Origin of the sequence: uncultured Chitinophaga sp. (assembly GCF_902168175.1) — a bacterium.
In the GTDB taxonomy this organism is placed as follows: Bacteria; Bacteroidota; Bacteroidia; order Chitinophagales; family Chitinophagaceae; genus Chitinophaga.
The window spans coordinates 83025-105133 of record NZ_CABHOU010000103.1; the positions used below are offsets into that span (position 1 = coordinate 83025).

Below are 22109 nucleotides of genomic sequence, written 5' to 3' on the forward strand. Positions count from 1 at the left end.
TGGTTAAGCAGTTACGTATGATCAGATATTGTTTACTCCTCGTGTCAGTTTGTGTTTTTAATGTTGTTAAATCTCAGGATACCCATTACTGGAACAGCCAGTACGGTGCCGGAGGCTTCTTTGTACCCGGTGCTGTAATAGCTGCCAATGGCGATAGTGGCGTATATTTTTATAACCCTGCACTGCTCGGCGGCTCTAAAATAGCTGCCATTTCGATGAATACGGTGTTGTACCAGCATCAGGCTATCCGTATCAAAAACGGTGCGGGTAAAGGGTTTGATCTGAAGTCGGCCAGTAACGCTTCGGTGCCTAATATGTTAGCCGGCGGCCAGGCTATACCAGGCACAAGGGTTTCCGTAGCTTATGCGCTGATCCATACCCCCGGTATTCGTTTAGAAACTTCTCAGCGCCGCGATGATCAGTTCCAGGTACTCAATGACAGTTACAGTCCGGGCAACGAGTATTACGTTGGCCAATACCAGTTAGAGAACAGGGCAGGCGAAACGCGCGCGCAGATTGCCTGGGGATTAAAACTCGGCAAATATTGGTCGGCCGGACTGCTGCTCGAAGGAAATGTGTACAGCCAGCGTTATAGCCAGAACTACTCCGCCCGGGCCATTGTAAACCCAGGCGTGGTGGACTTTAAACTCGCCAGTACAGATGCTATCTATACGGTCGACTATCACCATATAGGCCTCAAGATCCGGCCGGGCCTCGCCTACGACAACGGTCGTCATCACCTTGGACTTACTGCCGGTATGCCCATGATTCACGTAGGCGGATCTGCCATCCTGGTGAGCGATAATCTTATACAGGAACTGGTATTAACTACGCCGGATGAGCCGTTCAGCCTGCTGGCCAATACGAGGCAGGAAAAACTGAAGGTAAAATGGAGAACGCCGCTCAGTATAGCCGCCGGTTACATATACGATCTCCCGAAGGGAAAGCTGTATATCGCTGCCGAGCATTACGGCCGTATAAAGGAGTATAATATTATTACTCCCCGTAACGAGTACTTTATCCGTCCCGATACCGCCGGCCTTAACACTTTTACCAGTGGCATATTGCGCCTGAAGGATGTGCGCAAAAGCGTGACGAACGTCGCCCTGGGCGTAAGTTTCAACGTACGTAAGGACCTGACCGGCTACATAAGCGGCCGCACCGACTTCTCTTTCTTCGACGAAAGCCTCTACCGCGACGATAGTGGGGTTGTTCCCTACACCGCCACCTGGAATAATTTCCACTTCCAGCTGGGGGCCAACAAACGCACCCGCCGCGCGAATATTAAAGCAGGCCTTGTGTTGACGTACGGACAAAAGAACAATTTCCGTCAGGATATTAACTTCAGCAACCCCAGTGAATCGAACCAGTTACTGGGCGATGTGCAAAACGTAGCACAGGCCAGGCATATTACGGCCGGTTTCCTGTTATGTTACGTACACAATCTTTGATGACCGCGGTTTTCGGGGAGAACATGAGTTTCGTCAGGTGATGTGGTAAGTTGACCGTACACAGAACATGACTTTGCTCATTCCCGGGTAAGTGGCACGGTGGTAATTTTGCAAAGGAATAAAATACACAATATGAACAGGATTAAAGCGGAACAGCTACAGCAGAAGGTGATGGATGCAAAAGACGCGGCTTTGTTGTTTAAGAACGGAATGGTAGTTGGTACCAGTGGCTTTACAAAGTCCGGCGACAGTAAAGCCGTATTACCCGCACTGGCCGAACGGGCGGCCGTAGATGGTATTAAGATCACGCTGATTACCGGTGCTTCCCTTGGGCAGGACACCGATGCAAAACTGGCCTCCGCAGGCGCCCTGTCTAAACGTATGCCTTTCCAGTCGGACCCTGTATTACGCAAACATATCAACAGCGGAGAGGTGCTTTTTATTGATCAGCACCTAAGTGAATCAGTAGAGCTGTTACACAGCCACTATATTCCTAAACTGGATATTGCAGTAATTGAGGCCGCTCTCATTACCGAAGATGGTAGCATTGTTCCCACCACCTCGGTCGGTAACTCTGTGTCCTTTGCTGCCATGGCCGAAAAAGTAATTATCGAGATAAATACCCTGGTGCCCGAAGATATCCAGGGCATACATGATATCTTCCTGCCAGCCGACTATCCGCACCGTAACAGTATTCCTGTTAATACGCCCGATGCCCGTATAGGACGCACTACGATCCCCCTAAACCCGGATAAGATCGCCGCGATCGTATACACGGCAGTACAGGATAGTCCTGCGGACATTGTAGCCCCCGATGCCAAAACAATGGCCATCGCCGGCCACCTCGTAGGCTTTTTTGAAAGCGAAGTAACATCTGGCCGTCTTACCCCATCGTTGCTGCCTATACAGGCAGGGATTGGCAAAGTGGCTAATGCGGTGCTGACAGGCCTGCAGCATGGCGGCTTTCACGACCTTACCATGTACTCAGAAGTACTACAGGATAGCACTTTCGACTTAATAGACGCCGGTAAACTCAACTTCGCATCTGGTTCTTCCATTACCGTATCCGCCGCGTGTTACGACCGCGTGATCGGTAACCTGGATAAATACCGTGATAAAATGGTATTACGCCCGCAGAACATCAGTAATGCCCCCGGCGTGATCAGGCGGCTTGGCATCATCGCCATCAACACCGCCATCGAGTTTGATATTTACGGCAACGTGAACTCTACGCACATTGGCGGCACCCATATCATGAACGGTATTGGTGGTTCAGGCGACTTCGCCCGTAACGCGTACCTAAGTATCTTCGTGACACAGGCCGCATCCAAAAACGATGTTATTTCACACGTACTCCCCATGGTCTCACACGTTGACCATAACGAACACGATGTAGATATCCTTGTTACCGACTACGGGCTCGCCGATTTAAGAGGCATGGCACCACGCGAGCGCGCGCAAACCATCATCAGTAACTGCGTTCACCCCGACTACCGGCCCGCACTGCAGGATTACTTCGACAGGGCCTGCGCGCAACGTGGCGGGCAAACGCCGCATATATTGGAAGAGGCGTTCAGCTGGCATGTGGGGTTAAGGGAGAAGGGAACAATGAAGGGGTAGGCATTATCCTACGCCGTATTGTTTTTGCTAACAATAGCCTCATATGGTTGCCGGAGTCTGTCCGGCGCCATAAAACTCCCCGTGCTTTGGCATAATGAACATATTCGTGCGTTATGGCGACGGCTGGCAGAGTGTAATAAGGCCCTAAGCATTACTGAATACCCAATATCGTTTTCGCCAACGAGTGCCATTGGGTTTGGTTTTATGCTTAGAGACCGGCAGGGGACTTTATCAAAATATTTCTATATTTAACCCGGCATTGCCTATGCTGTAACTGTATTTCATAACCTCAATATCCGCTTGTTCCCAATGGAAACAACAACTGTTGCCCCTGTGGCCATACCCCGTAAAGCTGTGTTAAAACAGTTAAAGGCTGATCTTATCGGTAAAGATTCACACCGTGGCATTACGCTAACCTACGCCTGGCTTGCCAACCAGATGGGACACCTGTCGCTGGGGTTTATTCCTGTTATTATACTGTTCATCTTTCTTTCGAGGGAAATGGCAAAAGAGCGGGCGGCTTTATGGTCGGCCGGCATTATTGCGTCCGTATGGGTGTTGTTCGAAGCCTATAATTTCCTCGGGCCATTGCTGATGAAGAAGCCATCGTCCAGTAAGCGGATGTTCCTGCCCAAAGGCAGCAAATATACCTTTGCACCTGCCTGGGGCAACATTGCGTTCGATACCATTACCGACGTTATCTTCTTCAGTTTTGGTGCATTTGCCGCCAGCCTGTGTTGCGTTTATACACAAAGTGCGATGATCGTGCTGATGCTGTTGCTCGCATTATTGATATACCCCGCCAGTTATTGGTACATGACCAAAATGTACCTGCAGTTGCCTCAGTATCCTTTCCAGTTCCGCTTAAGCCAGTGGGAAATGGGTATTACCGAGGAGAATAGGCAGGTGGTGAGAGATTTTATGGATAATAGCGGCCCATGTAAACACCTGCTGGTATTTGGCGCTAAGGGAACCGGTAAAACAACGCTGAGCGTGGGTATTGCTACAGAGATGTCGATAAAACGCCACGCAGCCGTATATCTTACCGCCATGAAGTTATATTGTATGTTCTTCGACGGCCCTGCTGGCAATCTCGATGAAATATGGAACTGGCGTAACGCTTCCGTGCTGGTTATCGACGATATTAATCCCGGCAGCCCCATAGAGCCCGACATCATCAGTCCAAAAACTTTTTTGCATATGGTGGACACTTTTGCCCATAACGAAACAAACCGCCAGGCGCTGAAGTCGCGCAAGGTGATATGGGTATTGGGCAATAGCGTACCCAAAGAAAAGGATGAGGAACGTTGGGAAAATATGCTGGAAAAGATAGGCGTTCAAAAAGAACACATCCTTTCCGTTAACCTCTCGGCTTAATGTTAAGGTAAAATATGGTTATCGTACGCGAAGCTGATCAGGTGCGTCAGACTTTTCAGGTCGAAGCGTTTATATAGTGGAAAGATGCGTTTCTCGATGGCCGACTGCGACACGTTCAGGATAGCGCCTATCTCTTTAAAAGAATAACCTTTTGACAGCATTTCGAGCGCTTCCTTTTCTTTGCCGGAGATGGCATGGTAGCTGAACAACTGTTTATTCAACTCCTCCTCGAACATCGATTTGTCGGGCCCGTAAGCCTCGTAACGCATGATGCTGCCCAGTTTCAGGCTGCGGTTAATCTGCGAGCGGCCGATAATAGCCGTCATATGCCCATTTTCAGCGCTAAACACGCCCACCTTCACGATCAGCGGGATGTGGGTGCCATTTTTATGGATTTTCTTTAATTCGATCGTAAAACTATACTTCTCCAGTTCTTCCCGCTTTTGCTGGATAAACATCAATGCCTTGTCGTTCAGTTCGTGGGAGAAGGGGGCGTATTCCGGAGAGGTAGTACTCACGATCGTCATCATGTTCACCTCCGAATCCTTATAGCCCAGTACCTCTTCCCAGCCATCGGCATAGATCATCCTGTTCTCTTTAAAGGAGTAGATGTACACTGCTTCGTCCGGGAACCTTGGGATGGTTTCACGGAAGTGTTGTGCCTGTTCGCTTTCGAGGTCGGCAGGGATATCAGTGATCAGAGATTTGGAATAACTACCATAAGTTGGTTCGGGGCACATCCTTTTTTTTCATAAAGCTAAAAAAAATATCCAACCTGCGGAATTACGCAGTTGACACGCCTTGTTTGATGTGTTATTTTTGTTGCCGAAATGAAACGGTTTATGCTTGAGCCGTCAATTTAGCAAAAGACAAAAAAACGAACTATATGTGATGGGATAGCCGTACGGTGTGGTATTGAGGCAGTGTTTACATCCCGGTAACGTAACTTATAATTCTTGAATGTTTCGGATTCCATTTGCTTAAGCGTAACCCCAAAAAAATCTTTTACGCTTTCCTGGACCGCCGTCTAACACCTGCTGTTTATTCCTTATGCCCGTTTTGGTGTTGCTGTGAGCGGCAGGCCATGTTCGCTTACAGCACCCCGGACGGAGTGTTATAATAGCCATGTCAGTTGTTTTTGATAGAAGTTGGCAGAAATGTATTCGGCCTTTCTCCAATGTTCGCAGTATCCGGCGTATTTAGCTTTAGTTACAGTCGGTTATATGAAAAAAGGGCCACCAATTCATCTGTAAGCCCTTTTAGCCCCAAAAAAGAAGGCCAGTGGTATTTACTCACTGGGCGGGACAGTCCACATGGATTGTCCCGTTTTTTATGATAGCACTGTAAACCGGAATCGGTTTTTTAATTGAGTGTTGTAAACCCGTGCGGCAAAACGGGGAGGGGTTTGAATGGGTGGCAGAAAGTTTGTGACGCCGTAAAGTCAGGCGTGCTGGCGGATCAGCTGTTCCAATTGGTGCGCCGGTATTACACCCGACTGACGCCAGAGTATCCTGCCCTGTTTAAACAGGATAAGCGTTGGTACACCCTGTACCTGGTAAGCCTGTGCCACCCCAGGGTTTTTATCCACATCTATTTTAATGATCGTAGCATCGTCGCCCACACCCTTCTTCAGTTCTTCCAGGATAGGCGACATGGTTTTACACGGCCCGCACCAGGTAGCGAAAAAATCGACCAGTACGGGTTTATTGCTATGGATAATCTCTGAGAACGTTGCCATAATTGACTTTTATAAATCTTTCCAAGAATAATGCCTGAAAGGTAAAGGTAGGCTATTCCGGGTTCAAACACTTTACAGGACTCATGAACGCGGGCGTTGTGATGGTGATCAGGCCGGCCGCTGCGAATTATCCCCACAACCTACCTATCATCTTTTTCGCTACTTTTAACCCATACCAATCAACCAAACAAGCGCTATAAGCGCCCAACCAGGAATGCAACATCCGGATACAGAGCATGAACTGCTGCAACGAGCGGCGGCGGGCGAGCAGCAGGCCTTCAGCGAACTATATCATTTATATGCCAGGCATGTGTATGGCTTGTCCCTTCGTGTGGTGAAATCGCCCGAAATGGCGCAAGACCTCACGCAGGAAATCTTTGTGAAAATATGGCTGAAGCGGGAACAACTGGCCGGCGTACTGCAATTCCGGCCCTGGCTGAATACGATTACCAAAAATGCAGCCCGCGATTATCTTCGTAAAAAGGTGCTGGCACCGGAAAACGAAACGTACCTGGTTGATTTTTTTGCGGATGAAACACCAACGGCGGAAGAGCGCATCGCCCTTAAACAGTTGCAAACAGCAGTAAATGAGGCGGTAAACCAGCTTTCTCCGCAACTTAAAACGGCCTTCATGCTGAGCCGCTTCCAGGGACTAACACACCAGGAAATTGCGGCACAAATGAATATTACGCCTACTACATCTAAAAGTCACCTCGTTCGGGCCCTGGCCATTATCCGTAAATACCTGGCGGAACACTACCCGGACGTGGCCATGGTGGCTTGTTTGTTTCTTACACCCCTGTTTATTTAAGTTTTTTTTCAAAACCATGCATTACCCCTGCATTTAATTTCGTCCATATATAAGCAAGGGGTCGTATAATCACCTGCCAATGTCTGAAATGGATTTTACACAATTATTTTCAAAGTACCTGGATGAAACCATGACGCCGGAAGAATTCCGGCAGTGGAAGGAAATGCTGGAAGAAGAAGGGAACCAGGAGAAACTGGACAATATGCTGGCAGCGCTGGCTGCTGAAGATCAGTCGGCCTATGGTGCCGAAGCACCGGTTGACCAGATGTTCCGTCATATTATGGCGCAAACCAAAACGGGTAAAGTAGTATCACTTTATCGCCGGAAATGGTGGGCGGCTGCTGCAGTTGTACTGCTGGCAGGCGGTATTGCATTGTTTATGTGGACGCAGGATAAAACGCCGGTGCAAAACACCCTGGCCTACGATGTGGCGCCGGGGTCCGACAAAGCACTCCTTACCCTGGCCGACGGATCGGTGGTAGCGCTTGATAGTGCCAGTCACCGGGAACTACAGCAGGGTAGTACGGCCGTACAGCAGTCCGGCGGCAAATTGAAGTACGCCGCTAAAGGCACAGAAGAAACAGCGGTGTTCAATACACTTACCACGCCGCGTGGCGGACAGTTCGACCTGGTACTGCCCGACGGTACAGAGGTCTGGCTGAATGCAGCTTCCTCTATCCGTTATCCTACTTCCTTTAATGGGAAAGAAAGGGTAGTGGAAGTCAGCGGGGAAGTGTATCTCGAAGTGGCGAAGAATGCGGGGCAGCCATTCAGGGTAAAAATAAAAGGGAAGGCAGATGTGGAAGTACTGGGTACCCATTTTAATGTAAACGCTTACCCGGATGAGCCGGTGGCTAAAACAACGCTGCTGGAAGGTCGTATTAAAGTGGGAGAAGCATTGCTGCAACCCGGCCAGCAGGCACAATATGCTGCAAACGATGTGAAGGTAACAAACGATGCCGACCTGCAGTCGGTAATGGCCTGGCGTAACGGCCTGTTCGACTTCGAAGGACTGCCACTGCGTGAAGTAATGCGCCAGTTAGCGCGCTGGTACGATATAGAAGTGGAATACGAAGGGAATGTGCCGGATATCACTTTCGGTGGTAAAATGCTCCGTAACATTAATTTATCGCAGTTGTTAAAAGTACTGGAAGATGCAGAAGTGCCTTTCCGTTTGGAAGCTGGCCGCAAACTGGTGATCAGCGAAAGAAAATAGTCGTCAGCTTTGGAATCAACAAATACATAAACGCCTTTTAAAAAAGAAGCCGGAAGTGCTTGGACCCACTTCCGGCGGATAGTTAAGTCAACCTAAAATTTCAGCAAAGAGAATTTTATTATCAACCAAACCAAATGCAATTTATGCAAAAAAATGTTTGCTGCACCCACCGGCATTGGTGGGAGCGCCGTTACGTGACCAAAATCTTGTTAGTGATGAAGCTAACTTTTCTCTTACTTACCGTGGCCATTTTAGGGGTACACGCTTCCGGGCGCTCACAGTCCGTATCGCTTTCCGGCAAAGATCTCCCGATTAAACGCGTGATATCGGCCATTGAAAAGCAAACGGGGTATGTGGTGTTTTATAATCGTGATTTACTGAACGATGTAAAACCGATAACGGTTGATGCGCATAATATGCCGCTGGCTGAATTCCTGTCCACAACACTCAGCAGTCAGCCATTGAATTACAGGATTACAGACAAGATGATCACCTTTTCCCGCAAACCTGCGCCACCGGAAGTGATTATCGAAACCCTGCAACCACTGGTGTTATATAATGGCCAGGTATTGAACAGTACCACCAAAGAGCCTGTTGTTGCCGCCACGGTAACCATTAAGGGGCACACTAACGGTACTATTACCGACAGTAAGGGCTTATTTAATGTAAACGTGGAGCCGGGCACTATCCTCGTCATCTCATCGCTGGGGTATCAAACCGTAGAATATAAAACCAAACGCAGTGAAACCAATTTCACGATCAGCCTCTCCGAAAAAGTAGCGAAACTGGCAGAAACAGTAGTAACGGCCTTCGGGATAGAAAAAAGTTCGAAGGAAATCGGCTACAGCGTTGATAAAATAAGTGGGGAGGAAATCAACCGCGCTAACTCCGGCAACGTGCTGGCCGGCTTGCAGGGCAAAGTGTCGGGTTTGAACATCACGACGCAAAACGCATCCATGACGCCGCAGATGAGGGTGTTACTGCGTGGTATCCGCTCATTCGGCAGTACCAGCAACAACCAGCCGTTGTTTATTCTTAATGGTACGCCACTCACCTTTGGTTCCGACAATAACGCGGCGGCATTGGTGATGGACTTTATCAACAATATTAACCCGGCCGACATACAGGATGTTACCGTTTTGAAAGGTGCTAACGGGACCGCCCTGTACGGACCGGAAGGCGTGAACGGCGTGATATTGATCACCACTAAAAAGGGGATGAAAGGCCGTGCAGTGGTAAACTTCAGGAACAGCGTCAGCTTCCAGCACATGGACTACCGTAACGATAAAGCCAAACAACGCAGTTTTGGTACTGGATTAGGTACAGTAGATGCCGATGGTAATGGCCTGTACAGCACCACCGACCGCAATGGCTGGGGCCCCAAATACAATGGTGAATTAGTGAAGATAGGCCGCCCCGATGAAAATGGCGAATATCAGATGGTCACTTATGCCGACAGGCAAGATGCACGGCGGTTTTTTGCGCCCGCTATGACGGTTCAAAACAATCTGTCTGTTTCCCAGTCGGATGATAAATCTGATTTCTACCTCGGACTTAATCACAGTTCCCAGGACGGCTTTATCCCGGCAGACAAGCGTAAAAACTTAAGTCTCTTTTTAACCTCGGCCCGCCGCTTCGGTAAATACAGCGCCCAGGTAAACATCAGTTACAGTTGTACCACATCTGACCTTGGGCCAGATATGAGAGATATACTCAGTACCCCGACTTTTATTCCGTTATTGAGTTACAAAGACTGGAAAAACGATAAATGGTCGGATAATAACCATTATTGGTCTGATGAAGATGTAATGAGCCCTTACCAGGCAGCCGAGAACAACCGATCGGACGTGAAGGAGAATGCCATGGTGACAGGCCTGGTGTTAACCGCTAAAGTATTGCCGTGGCTTACCATCACCGAAAAGCCAAGCGTTGTATACTCCGGCAAAATGGAAAAAGGAATTAACAAACCGGTGAACTTTTCCGATTTCGCCAAGTTGAACGGTGGTTGGAACCGCTGGCGCGATCAGCTTACGCAGCTCACCGAAAGGTCAGAAACTAATACGACGTTAAATAATGATTTCCTGATTACCGCGCTTAATCGTACTGGATATTTCACCTTTAGGACCACTTTAGGTAGTTCTGTACGTGAAAGCTTTTTGAAAAAGGTATCCGGTTCCGGCAACCCGATCATACCAGTGTTCAATCTTAGTTTTTCAAGAGAGCAGCCGTATGGTTCAGAACAATCATTCCTTACCCGCTTTTACTCCTTCTTCGGTACCAGCACCATTGGGTGGAAAGACCGTGCGTTCGTAGAGCTTACGGCCCGTAACGACTGGGATTCGAAACGTGCGAAGGTTGGTCGTGGTAAAGATCTTTACCTGGGGGCCAATAGCTCCGTGATCCTGAACGAACTGGTGCCATCACTCTCATCACTACCATGGTTATCGCGTTTGCAGCTGAGGGCAGCAGTGAATGGCACTGCCAATATGAACATCCTGCCGTACCAGGCCGAGCGCACCCTGTTTCTTGCCTACAGTAACGGATTTCCATACCCGGGTACTACCGGTGAAGGAGTGCTTAGCTACAATTACACGATCGATAACCCCAATCCGTTCCTGAAACCCGAGCGCATTATATCCCAGGAGTACGGCGCATTGTTCAGTTTATGGAAAGACAGGGTAGTGGTGGATGTTTCTTACTATACGCAGCGCAACAACGGCGTGATTATGCAAACCGCCATCCCATGGCTTAGCGGTGGTGCCACGCTCGATAACCTTGGCGTACTGCGCAACTTCGGGTACGAAGTGGACATCAAACTGAACCCATTGTTCAGGCTCGATAATGGCCTTACTGTAACAGCAGATTTACGCTTTGCGAAGAATGATAATAAAGTGATTTCCGTGAGCGAAATCTATGATGGCCAATTCCCAATGAAAAAGCCAAATCCGGGCGATATGTATGGCCTCTTCGCCCGTGAAGGCGGCACTGCGTTCGAATTCCAGACCTTCGACTGGAAGCGCGATCCTCAGGGACGGGTAATTGTAAACAAAACCACCGGCATGCCCGATACAGACCTCACAAAAGGCAGCTTTACCGGTCGCACGTTGCCCAAGTACACAGGTGGGGCCAGCATCAACCTTAACTGGAAAGGATTTTCACTGGCGGTGTTAGGAGAGTTTAATGCAGGTGCCAGTCACTACTTCCGTAACGGGCAATACGACCTTACCACCGGCATGAGCGTAATTACAACTTACAACGACCGCAAGCCTTTCATTGTACCTAATTCTGTGTACGACGATGGCGGTGGCAAATACGTGGAGAATAGTACAGTATATGTAAGCAATACCAACAGGGAGTTGTACAGTCATTACGAAAACACCAGCACGCTGTTTCTTACCAGCGCCAATTTCCTGAAAATAAGGGAGATCGTATTGGCGTACGAATACGGATTCAGGAACAGCGTACTTAAAAAGCTGATGGTTAGCGCCTACGGCCGCAATCTTTACAACTGGTACGCGAAAGACAACATTTACGGCGACCCCGACCTGGTGAATGGCCCCGGCAGCCGCGGTTACCGAACATTGCCCGCTAACCTGGAAGGCGCTACATCAGGCGTATCCACCGTGCCGGGAGTGCTCCAGTTTGGATTCATTACAACGCTTACTTTCTAACTAATCAACCAGTAACCAATGCACAAATCATATAAACATATATTTCTTGCCGCCAGCCTCGCCTCCGGCTTGTCGTTAGCAGGCTGCAAAAAAGGCTGGATCGATATTAACTACGATCCGCAGCAGATCACAGAAACCAACGCCACACCAGACATCATACTTCCCAATCTGCTGATAGAGGCTCACTCGTCCTCTGAACAGTGGGTCATGCAAAGCTGGATGGGGTACTGGGCCTGCGCCAATCTGCCTTCCGGCATTAAACATACCACATACTTTCCGGTGGACGAGCAGTTGTTTGTCAGCATGACGCCAGACGTGAGTATAATGAGATTTGAGGCCAACGCAAAGGTCCATGACCAGCCTTTTTACGAGGGGATCGCGAAGATACTGAAGGCCATTTCCTGGAGCAGGGCAGTAGACTGCGTGAATAATATTCCTTACACGCAGGCAGGCAAGCCCGAATACCGGAAGCCGAAGTACGATAACGGGCAGGAGATTTACGAAGATTTAATTAAACAACTGGATCAGGCCATTACGCTGATAAAAGGCACCACTACCGATAAAGCCTTGCGGATAGGCGTGGCAGACATTGTGTTTCATGGCGACCGTACCATGTGGGTGAAATTTGCTAATACGCTGAAACTACGCCTGCTGATGCACCAGGCGAGCCGTACGGACAGGCATGCGTATATCAAAACAGAAATAGACAAAATTACGGCCGAAGGCAGCGGGTTCCTGGCCAGCGGTGAAGATGCCGACATGAACCCGGGATACACCGACCAAAAGCCTTCGCAATATTTCAGCCAGTGGTCGCAATACGATCTCTACCCACGCTGGTCGAGCAACCTGGGGGGCAGCTTTTTGCCGTACTGGCAATTTGCCACTGCCAATGAGTATGCGATGAATTTGCTGAAAGTGAACAACGATCCCCGCCTCGGTTACTTTTACGGCCCGGCAAGGATTACCATGCCGGCAGGTGGCGCAGAGGCCTTCCCGCAGGCAGGTCCGCGAGAGTACCGTGGTGCCAGGTTCGGACTGAAAATAAACGTAGTGCAGTTCCCGTACAACCAAACAGAGTACCTGAGCCAGGTAGGTGGCGTCAGGGCGCAGAATATGGCCGTGTCGCCCACATCAACAGGTATCATTAAAGGTTATGATATGCCCGTGTGGATGATGACCAGCATCGAAAGCCTGTTTTTACAAGCCGAGGCTGTACAACGCGGCTGGCTGGCCGGAGATGCGGAAACAGCGTATAAAGATGCCATTAAAGAATCATTCCGCTGGCTGAACGTAGGGGGGAACAGTACTGTTCCTTCGCTGAGCGACGATAAGTTTAATACCTGGTATATACAGGAAACTGCTGCCGGTAATCAAAGCGTAAGCTGGACCGCTGCGCCGGACAAATACAAGTTGCTGATGTTCCAGAAATATATGGCGTTCAATGGCATCGAGCCATTCGAAACCTGGGTCGATTATCGCCGTAATGGTTATCCAAACCTTCCGCTTTCTTATGATGATGCGCGTACTGCCGACAGGATGCCGATCCGCGCACCCTACCCATATTCAGAAGCATTACTTAACAAAGAAAACCTCGAAGCGCAGGGCACTATCGATCCATTTACCAGCAAAATCTGGTGGATGCCGTAAGCATATCTTTTATAAACATTTAAGTGGTCAACATGATGAATTTTTGTGGCAGGATAGCCGCATCGGCTATCCTTTTGTGTATACCGGCTGTAATGCCGGCCCATGCTCAGCAGAGCGAAACAGTGCCGTTGGAAGCGGTGGTAGTTACCGGCAAATTGCCGAATGGTTTTACCTATTACATCCGGAAAAACAACTACCCCGAAAAACGGGCAACGCTGTACCTGGTGAATAAAGTAGGTTCTGTGCTGGAAACGGAACAACAACGTGGACTGGCGCACTTCCTCGAACATATGGCATTCAATGGCACCAAACATTACCCGAAAAACGAGCTTATCAGCTACCTGCAAAAAGCAGGCGTACGTTTCGGGGCCGACCTTAATGCCACTACATCTTTCGACGAAACTATTTACCAGTTGCCGGTTGGGGTGGAAGATAAAACGCTGTTCCGAAACGCCATGCAGATCATGCGCGATTGGGCGCAAGACATTACACTGGAGGGCGAAGAGATCGATAAAGAGAGAGGGGTGATACTGGAGGAAAAACGTCAGCGGCTCGGTGCAGGGCAGCGGGTGCAGGACAAAGTACTGCCTGTTATCACCAATCATTCTGTGTACGCCAACCGTTTGCCGATTGGCACAGAAGAAGTGTTGAAGAACTTCAAACACGAAGAGATCCGTAAGTTTTACCAGGACTGGTACCGCCCGGATTTGCAGGCACTGATCGTGGTGGGGGATGTGAATGTGAAAGAAGTGGAGAAGCTGATTAAAAACATGTTCTCCAACCTGCGTACGCCCGAAAACGCCAAACCACGTACAGAAGCTGTTATATCTCTCAAAGGCAATAATAACTTCCTGACGGTTACCGATGCGGAATTAAACAAAGCAACGCTTGAACTGTCGGTAAAATTCCCGGCTATGGGAATGGAAACACGCGAACAGTTTAAAGAAGCCACTGCCCGAACGTTAATAGGGCTCATGATCGGCAATCGCTTTAACGAACTGCAGCAGCAGCCAGATGCTCCTTTTCTTAGCGCCGGTTACAGTGTAGGTGCGATGTTAGGCAACCTGGATGCTTTTAATGGCAAGGTGGTATTTAAACCGGGTGCCTACGAAAAAGGCATAAAAGCCTGGTGGATGGAACTGGAGCGTATTAAACGATACGGATTTACCGAAAAGGAGTTGAAAAAGGCGGCACTGAATTTCATGTCCGGCATTAATCAAACAAATAAAGACCGCGACAAAATCCAGTCGGACAGTTATGTGCGCGAATATGTAAACCACTTTACAAAGAAAGTAGGCGCGCCGGGCATTGCTTACGAAGCGGAATTATATAAAGGGTTTACCGATACAGTTACGCCTGCCGCTATCCAGCACTATCTGCTGCCTTACCTCAAAACCACCGACCGCGATATCATTATTACTGCCAGTGAGAAAGAAGCTGCCAGCCTGCCGTCAGAAGCCACCGTATTACAATGGATGCAGTCGGTTGAGCAGGGAGCAGTAACGGCTTATGTTGATAAAAAGTCGGAGAAAACGAGCATTTTCCGCGAGCAGATAACGCCTGGTACGATCACCAGCGAACGTAAGCTGCCGGAACTGGGTATTACGGAGTTAGTGTTGAGTAATGGCGTGAAGGTATTGCTGAAACCCACCACCTTGAAAAAAGACGAGATCATGTTTACAGGTTACAGTCCTGGCGGCCTTTCGCTGGTGAGTGACGCCGACTTCTACAATGCCAGGATGGCCGCCGGCATGGTAGGTGCATCTGGTGTTGCGGATATGGACTTGCAGGAGTTGCGCGAGCTGCTTACCGGAAAACATGTATCGGTGTCAACTTCGATAGGCGAACTGTCGGAAGGCGTTAGTGGCGGTGCCACGGCAGAAGATCTCGAACTCAGCCTTCAACTTACCTACCTGTACTTTACCAAACCCCGTAAAGATGCCGTAGCGTTCAACAACATGCTCGAAAAAGCGCGTATCGATTTTAACAATCCAGACCAGTCGCCGGCAAGAATATTTAACGATACCCTGTCGGCCGTATTAGCCGGTTACCACTTCCGGCGAATGAATATGCCGCCCGAAAAACTTGAAACGCTGGATGCCGATAAGGCGCTGGCGTTGTACAAAGAACGTTTTGCCAACGCCGCGGACTTCAGCTTCACGTTTGTGGGCAGTTTTGAGGTGGAAGCCATTAAGCCGCTGCTGGCAAAATACCTGGGTGCTTTACCCGCCACCGGCAAAACCGAGGCGGCCAATAACCTGAAACTGGATTATCCCGACGGACGTATTACCCGCAAGGTGGTTAAAGGCAAAGAACCCCAGGCAACCGTCATGCTCATTTTCAGCGGACCATTTGACTACAGCGATGCAAACAGCGTACAGGTGAAAGCACTGGCAGGTGTCATGAACATCAAACTCACAGAGCGGCTGCGCGAACAGGAGGGTGGTGTTTATGGTGTAAGGGTAAATGCCAGCACACGTAAGTTACCTTCCGGAGAGTACGCGATATTCGTGAATTTCATTTGTGATCCGCGAAACGTAGAACCTTTGATACTGGCGGCTAACAGCGAAATTATGAAAGTAAAGATGGAGGGCGCCCTGGATGAAGATATCAGCAAATACAAGGCGGGCGAACGTACTACTATGGAAAGAGCCTTTAAAGAAAACGGGTTCTGGTTAACCTATATCAATGGCATGGTAAACAATGGCGAACCCTTAGTGTTGCCCGATATGAAAAAACGGCTGGCACCGGTAACAGGCAGCAGCCTGCAACAGTCGGCCGTGCGCTATTTTAACAATGCTAACTATATCCGCATAGTGCAGGTGCCGGAGCTTAACTAATATACAGTGAAAATACTGTTCATGATCCTGTTTACCCTGCTTGCAGCCGCCCCCGTGTTAAAAGCACAGGAGGGCGCTGCAGGCCGGGTTAACGAGGTACAGGCCGATACGTTGCCTAAGAAAATAGACCTGAAAGAAGTAACCATCACCGCAGAAAAGCCACCGTTTGTATTGCGCAACGATACGCTGGAATTCGACGCCGCATCGGTGCGGTTATTGCCCAATGCGATGGTGAAAGACCTTTTGAAAAAACTGCCCGGGGTAGAGATAGATAAGGACGGGGTGATTACTGTTAACGGCCGGAAAGTGAATAAGATCAGGCTGGACGGGCGGGAGTTCTTTGAGGGCAATATTGAAGCGGCACTCCGTAACCTGCCAGGCAACATCATCAGCAAAGTGCAGGTGGCCGACACTAAAACGCTGGCGCAACAGCGTAGCCTGGCCGTGCAGCCGCCGTCAAACGAGGTGACGATTAATCTCACTTTAAAAAAGGACAAAAGGATTGGCCGTACGGGCAATGCTTCCGCAGGTGCAGGCACCCGCCAGACGTATATTGCAAATGCCTTCCTTAATACCCTGTCGGACCCTTTGCGCCTGAGTCTTTATACTACCGCAGGTAACGTAGGAGATGGCGCCATGGGGATGCGGATGCCTAACCAGGGCATAACAGCTTCGCAGTCGGCAGGACTTAGCCTGAACACGCAAATAACAAAAAAGCTGCTGTTGGATGGGAATTATAGTTTCTCTCACAGCAAAATAGAAAAAACAGAGGAGACGTTTCGCCGGAACTTTTTACCCGACAGTAGTTTCAATTACCGGAGTACAGAACAGACGGTGAACTACAGCACCAATCACAACCTGTCATTAAACTTCACTTACGAAGCCGATTCGCTCACCGTGTTAACCGTGAGGCCGACAGTGGGCTGGGGCGGTAGTAAAGCGGATATTGTAAACAACGCAGTTACCGAAACAACTTCCGGGAACGCTTTGCAGCAAATCCGTTCGGGCCGGCGGAGTACAGGAGATTCCTGGAGTTCAGGCATTCATGTAGGTTTCAATAAAAGTTCGCGCAACCGCCGGGTGAACCTGGACGTGAACTGGAGCAGTAACGTACGCCGTAATACGGACGACGAAACAAACACCGCAGGTGGTAGCCTCGATTCGCTCCGGCAGCGGGGCAATTCGGGCTCGCAGAACAGCAACAACTATCTTCATCTGAATTTGTCTGGTAAACTTGCAGGAGGATGGGTAGTAGCGTTTGAATATCAGTTGGACCAGCAGGGAGGAGAACTGAAGAAGGAAACATTTGATGAAATTAAGGGCGGGCAGCGGGATAGCATTTTGTCGGCCTGGAACAAAAACACGCAACGCTCGCAGGTGCCATCGTTACAATTGGGTTATAAGAACGACCGGCTGAGTGTGGCGCTGAATATGGGGATGCGTTACCTGTACCAGCAAAATCGCCTGTTATGGGCCGATACCGTGATAGAACAACGGCAGCGACAGTTTTCGCCAAGCCTGCAGTTCAACTATAACTTTAAGGGCGGCAACCTCGTTACCAATTACAGTATTTCTTCAGCTCCGCCTACGGGCGAGCAGTTGTCGCCACTGGTAAATAACAGCAACCCGGTTTACATTACGCAGGGTAATCCGTTTCTTAAAACGGCCGTTACCCATATGCTGATGTCGATGGCGAGGTGGTTTGAGCCAAGGCAGGGACTGGGACTGAATTTGACGTTTATGACGATGATTACGGGCAACCAGGTAGTAAACGATTTACGGTACGATGAGCAGGGCCGGCAGTTTGCTACCTTCCGGAATGTGAATGGCACGGGCAGGTGGAGCCTTAGTATGTCGGGTTTTAAATCGCGTAAGATAGGGGATGTGCGGTTGCAGGCAAATCTTGGTGGCAATGGGGGGAATACCCGTGAGGCGGGGTTCATCGAGGGGCGTAAAAACGTGGCTGGTACATGGCGGGTTGACGGGCGGACAGGTTTTTCTGCTATTTGGAAAGAAATATTCACCCTAAATGGAAATTTTACACACTCTATAAATAGTACAACTTATTCGCTGCCGGAGTTAAGAGGGCTGCATTACCATACCAATAGTGTTTCCGGATCGCTGGAAGCAAACCTGGTTAAGCGCATGCAGTTGGTTATAGACTGTAACTACAGTAATAACCCGCAACTGCCGGGTGGCTTTAAAAAGAGTAACTGTTTGCTGAATAGCAGCCTTGGGTACCGGTTCCTGGAAAAGGAACAATTGACCTTAAGTATAGATGTAATCGATATTTTGAATGGAAATAATTTTGCAGACCGTCAATATGCGTCTCTTTTCGATCAAGTGTCCCGTGTAAATGGGATTGGTTTTTTTGGAATGGTTAAGCTGAAATGTAATTTCTGAAGGGCTGCGTGGAGACCAGAATCGGCGTATCGCGGAGTTTTAGTGCGGCGAGGATGGAGTAGCCTGAAAATATTAGATTTTGGTTAATGATACAAGCAGGTTTATATTCATTTACCTGCCAATTTTATCCTTCCGCCACCATATCGTAACGGTCGAGGCCAATGGAGTAACCATCAGGTTTAACGGAGATTACCCGAAACCCCATCTTTTCGTAAAATGTAACAGTGTGTTGCGAGGTGTTTAGTTGTAATGATGCGCCGGGGTAAAGCGTTCGGAACAGCCCGATCCTGTGTTGGGTAAACATCTTTCCATATCCCTTGCCCTGCTCCTGTGCATGTACCATCCCCCAGGAAAGCCCACCGGTATTTTTATCTGACTCATAAAATATGCCCCCGCAGCCAATAATATCTCCGTCCTGCTCCAGCACGAAATAGTTCTCGTCCGCATAATGTTCGAGCCAGTTGATAAATGTTGGTAGTTCCGAGATGTCGAAATACTTAGGCCGGTTGCTGTTGAATATGGCCAGGCACTGGTCCCGGTAAACGGGCTTATAAGGCATGATGTTCATAAACAAAGTATGGTCTAACCAAAAATACGGATTTTTTTAACCGATGCCATCTGCCGCCACCCTATATTCCGGATCTTCCATAATATTTACGTCGATGACGCCGCCGGCATTTTTAAGCAGGGCTACGCAATCGTTACTCAGGTGTTTGAGATGCAGCTTTTTACCGGCTTTGGCATACCGTTCGGTCAGTTTATTTAAAGCTTCGATCCCCGACATATCCGCCACCCTGCTATCTTTAAAATCGATGATAACTTCCTCGGGATCTCCCGCCACATCAAACTTCTCCAAAAAGCCGGCTACCGAACCAAAGAACAATGGCCCAAAAATCTCATATACCTTCACGCCATTATCGTCCCAATACTTGCGGGCGCGTATGCGTTTGGCACTTTCCCAGGCAAATACAAGGGCTGAGATGATAACGCCGATCAGTACCGCCAGCGCGAGGTTATGTAGCACGATAGTAATGAGAGCCACGAGTATGCCCACGAAAATATCCTGCCGGGGCATTTTGTTAATAATGCGGAAACTGCTCCATTCGAAAGTACCTATCGCCACCATGATCATTACACCCGTTAACGCAGCCATGGGTACGCGTTCGATCAGCGGGGCGCCCACGAGGATGATCACCAGGATCGTGAGCGATGCGATAATGCCCGATAAACGTGCCCTGGCACCGGCAGAAAGGTTCACGAGTGTTTGTGCGATCATCGGGCAGCCACCCATGCCGGTGAAAAAGCCATTCAGCATATTGGCACCGCCCTGGGCCAGTGCTTCGCGGTTACCGTTGCCACGGGTACCGGTAATCTCATCTACAAGGTTGAGCGTAAGCAAACCTTCCGTTAGTCCAACCGCTGCCATAATCAGTCCGTAGGGAAAAATGATCTTCAGCGTTTCGAATGTGAACGGCACCTGGGGAATATGGAGTGGAGGGAAGCCACCGCTTACGGACGCGATATCCTTCACCGTTTTAGTATCGATATGAAAACCGGCCACCAGCAAAAACACGACAACGATCGCGGCCAGGGAAGGAGGGATAGCTTTGGTAATTTTGGGAAAGATAAGCACGATGGCGATGGTCAGGGCCGTTAAGCCCCCCATGATGAGCAGCGACGTACCGCTTAACCAGCCGTCACCGGTTTTAAACTGTTCCAGTTGTGACATGAATATCACTACAGCAAGCCCGTTAACAAACCCGTACATCACAGGCTGAGGAACAAGCCTGATGAATTTTCCGAGTTTGAATAAGCCCACCAAGATTTGGAAAACACCTGCCAGCGCTACTGCTGCAAATACATAATCCAGTCCGTGCGAGTTCATCAAAGCAATTAATACGATCACCGTAGCGCCGGCACCTCCGGAAATAAGGCCCGGGCGACCGCCGAAAATGGCGGTAATTAAACCCATGATAAAGGCAGCATACAAGCCGGTAAGTGGAGGGAAGCCTGCCAGTATAGCGAACGAGAGCGACTCGGGGATCATGGTCATGGCCACTGTAAGGCCTGCCAGTACCTCATTTTTATAATTTACTTTCTGGCTAAAATCGAACAAGTTCAGGTATGCTTTCAAGACGGCGTTAATTAGGTGATTTTCCGCAAAGCTAATAAAAAATGCGGCTAGTGCTTAGCGGATGGCACAGTTGTTGATAATTGCGGAACAGTAATAGATCGTGCAGCCGGATACGTTAGACAAAACACAGATTGCGCGTTTGTACCCAACGGAACCATTAATTTAACCATAGCAACATGAACATGAAGAGAATGCTTTTTGTACCCGTAGCCGCCCTGGCGGTACTTTTTTCTGCCTGCAGCAAAGATGATAACAAATCAGGTGGCGGTGCCTGTTTTGCAGACAGTTTCGAACTTACAGAAACAGACAGAAGACCCGATAATGCTGGTGGGCAGGTGTTCCTGGACTTCGATGTGAAGAACACTTCTGCCAATAATTACGATATCGCTACAGGCTCCAGGGTGGTGAACCTGAAAATGGTGGTGACTACTACCGACGGTTCCAAATATGAAACTATAGCGCCGCTTACGGTAACCAGCCTGACAGGCGGTGCTACTACCACCACACTTACCCTCGCAAAATATGGCGTGGGTAAGGAGTTCTCCAGTGTGACCATTACCAAGTCATGTAGGTAAAAAGTAATAACATTTTTAAAACGGCCGTGGAGCAATAGGCTCTGCGGCCGCTTTCTTTTGGGGGTGGGGCGCGGGTTTCAACCTGGCACAGAAACTGTAACTTTTCAACAGCATCTCCGTTTAATAATAAAATCCCCTTTATGAAGTTTCTGACTATTATTTGCAGCCTGGCGCTTTTAACCCTGGTGGCCTGCGAAAAGGATAAAGAAGTGCCGCAGGAAGAAAGGGTCTTAAACACAGGACTAAATGGCTGGTGGATCCAGACGTCGGTGGGTTACAGCATTGGCGGGCCTGTTATAAATGAGCAGGTAGACCCTTTGAAAGCAAGGAACATTTATTTCGGGGAAACGCTGTTCGCCTCCAACGATTCAACGCTTCAGTACCACAATTTTTCCAAAGACAGTCTCACCTTTACGCTTTATAATACCACTACCGGTGAGCGTTTTAAGTATTCATACCTGATCGTTAACGACACGCTCACGCTTTCGCCCCTTACCGTCATGTGTGTTGAGGGTTGTTATACCAGGTATAAAAGAGCAGCGGCCGACGACTGCCTGGGTATCGTCATGAAATAAATGCCTCTTTCGCCTAATAAAGAAACAGCCGCTGAAGGGAGTGACACAACG

General features: G+C 49.0%; 15 protein-coding genes. 11 read left to right on the top strand and 4 right to left on the bottom strand.

All coding sequences use genetic code 11. The annotated features are described in order from the left end of the window. Positions 1–17 precede the first annotated feature (17 nt). From QZT80_RS25080 to QZT80_RS25090, 3 genes are all read left to right on the top strand, one after another. The gene (locus QZT80_RS25080) at positions 18–1451 is read left to right on the top strand and encodes a hypothetical protein (protein WP_295128902.1); all 1434 of its coding nucleotides are present in this window, start codon (positions 18–20) and stop codon (positions 1449–1451) included. Between the two features lie 132 nt (positions 1452–1583). Continuing rightward, positions 1584–3071 (top strand): succinate CoA transferase, encoded by a 1488-nt coding sequence (locus QZT80_RS25085; RefSeq protein ID WP_295128903.1) that lies wholly within the window; start codon positions 1584–1586, stop codon positions 3069–3071. A gap of 309 nt (positions 3072–3380) precedes the next feature. Then, positions 3381–4448 (top strand): AAA family ATPase, encoded by a 1068-nt coding sequence (locus QZT80_RS25090; RefSeq protein WP_295128905.1) that lies wholly within the window; start codon positions 3381–3383, stop codon positions 4446–4448. 2 nt (positions 4449–4450) lie between these two features. On the opposite strand, the gene QZT80_RS25095 is transcribed toward QZT80_RS25090, so the two are convergent. Next, a complete protein-coding gene (locus QZT80_RS25095) occupies positions 4451–5188 on the bottom strand; it encodes a helix-turn-helix transcriptional regulator (protein WP_295128906.1) in 738 nt (245 codons plus the stop codon). A gap of 701 nt (positions 5189–5889) precedes the next feature. Further along, entirely contained in the window at positions 5890–6186 is a 297-nt protein-coding gene (gene trxA, locus QZT80_RS25100; protein WP_295128907.1) for a thioredoxin, read from the bottom strand. A gap of 214 nt (positions 6187–6400) precedes the next feature. Between trxA and QZT80_RS25105 the strand changes: the two genes are divergently transcribed. The 6 genes from QZT80_RS25105 to QZT80_RS25130 all read left to right on the top strand — a co-directional run bounded on the left by QZT80_RS25105 (position 6401) and on the right by QZT80_RS25130 (position 18774). Continuing rightward, positions 6401–6997, top strand: a complete 597-nt coding sequence (locus tag QZT80_RS25105) for an RNA polymerase sigma factor (protein WP_295128908.1) — start codon at positions 6401–6403, stop codon at positions 6995–6997. Positions 6998–7076: 79 nt separating this feature from the next. After that, positions 7077–8213: a FecR family protein gene (locus tag QZT80_RS25110; protein ID WP_295128909.1), complete on the top strand. Its 1137-nt coding sequence runs from the start codon at positions 7077–7079 to the stop codon at positions 8211–8213. A 215-nt stretch (positions 8214–8428) separates the two neighbouring features. Further along, positions 8429–11884, top strand: a complete 3456-nt coding sequence (locus QZT80_RS25115) for a SusC/RagA family TonB-linked outer membrane protein (RefSeq protein ID WP_295128911.1) — start codon at positions 8429–8431, stop codon at positions 11882–11884. Between the two features lie 18 nt (positions 11885–11902). Further along, the gene (locus QZT80_RS25120; RefSeq protein WP_295128912.1) at positions 11903–13531 is read left to right on the top strand and encodes a SusD/RagB family nutrient-binding outer membrane lipoprotein; all 1629 of its coding nucleotides are present in this window, start codon (positions 11903–11905) and stop codon (positions 13529–13531) included. 32 nt (positions 13532–13563) lie between these two features. Then, positions 13564–16371, top strand: a complete 2808-nt coding sequence (locus QZT80_RS25125; RefSeq protein WP_295128913.1) for a pitrilysin family protein — start codon at positions 13564–13566, stop codon at positions 16369–16371. Between the two features lie 6 nt (positions 16372–16377). Beyond that, positions 16378–18774 carry an outer membrane beta-barrel protein gene (locus tag QZT80_RS25130; protein ID WP_295128914.1) on the top strand — a complete coding sequence of 799 codons (2397 nt, stop codon included), beginning with the start codon at positions 16378–16380 and terminating at the stop codon, positions 18772–18774. 124 nt (positions 18775–18898) lie between these two features. Here QZT80_RS25130 and QZT80_RS25135 read toward each other — a convergent pair whose 3' ends face one another. Together QZT80_RS25135 and QZT80_RS25140 are read right to left on the bottom strand one after the other, a co-directional pair. After that, on the bottom strand, positions 18899–19342 hold the full coding sequence (locus QZT80_RS25135; RefSeq protein WP_295128916.1) for a GNAT family N-acetyltransferase: 444 nt from the start codon (positions 19340–19342) through the stop codon (positions 18899–18901). Positions 19343–19378: 36 nt separating this feature from the next. Next, the gene (locus QZT80_RS25140) at positions 19379–20908 is read right to left on the bottom strand and encodes a SulP family inorganic anion transporter (RefSeq protein ID WP_295128917.1); all 1530 of its coding nucleotides are present in this window, start codon (positions 20906–20908) and stop codon (positions 19379–19381) included. A 176-nt stretch (positions 20909–21084) separates the two neighbouring features. On the opposite strand from QZT80_RS25140, the gene QZT80_RS25145 reads away from it, so the two are divergent. Beyond that, the gene (locus QZT80_RS25145) at positions 21085–21483 is read left to right on the top strand and encodes a hypothetical protein (protein WP_295128918.1); all 399 of its coding nucleotides are present in this window, start codon (positions 21085–21087) and stop codon (positions 21481–21483) included. Between the two features lie 140 nt (positions 21484–21623). After that, on the top strand, positions 21624–22058 hold the full coding sequence (locus tag QZT80_RS25150; protein ID WP_295128919.1) for a hypothetical protein: 435 nt from the start codon (positions 21624–21626) through the stop codon (positions 22056–22058). Positions 22059–22109 lie beyond the last annotated feature (51 nt).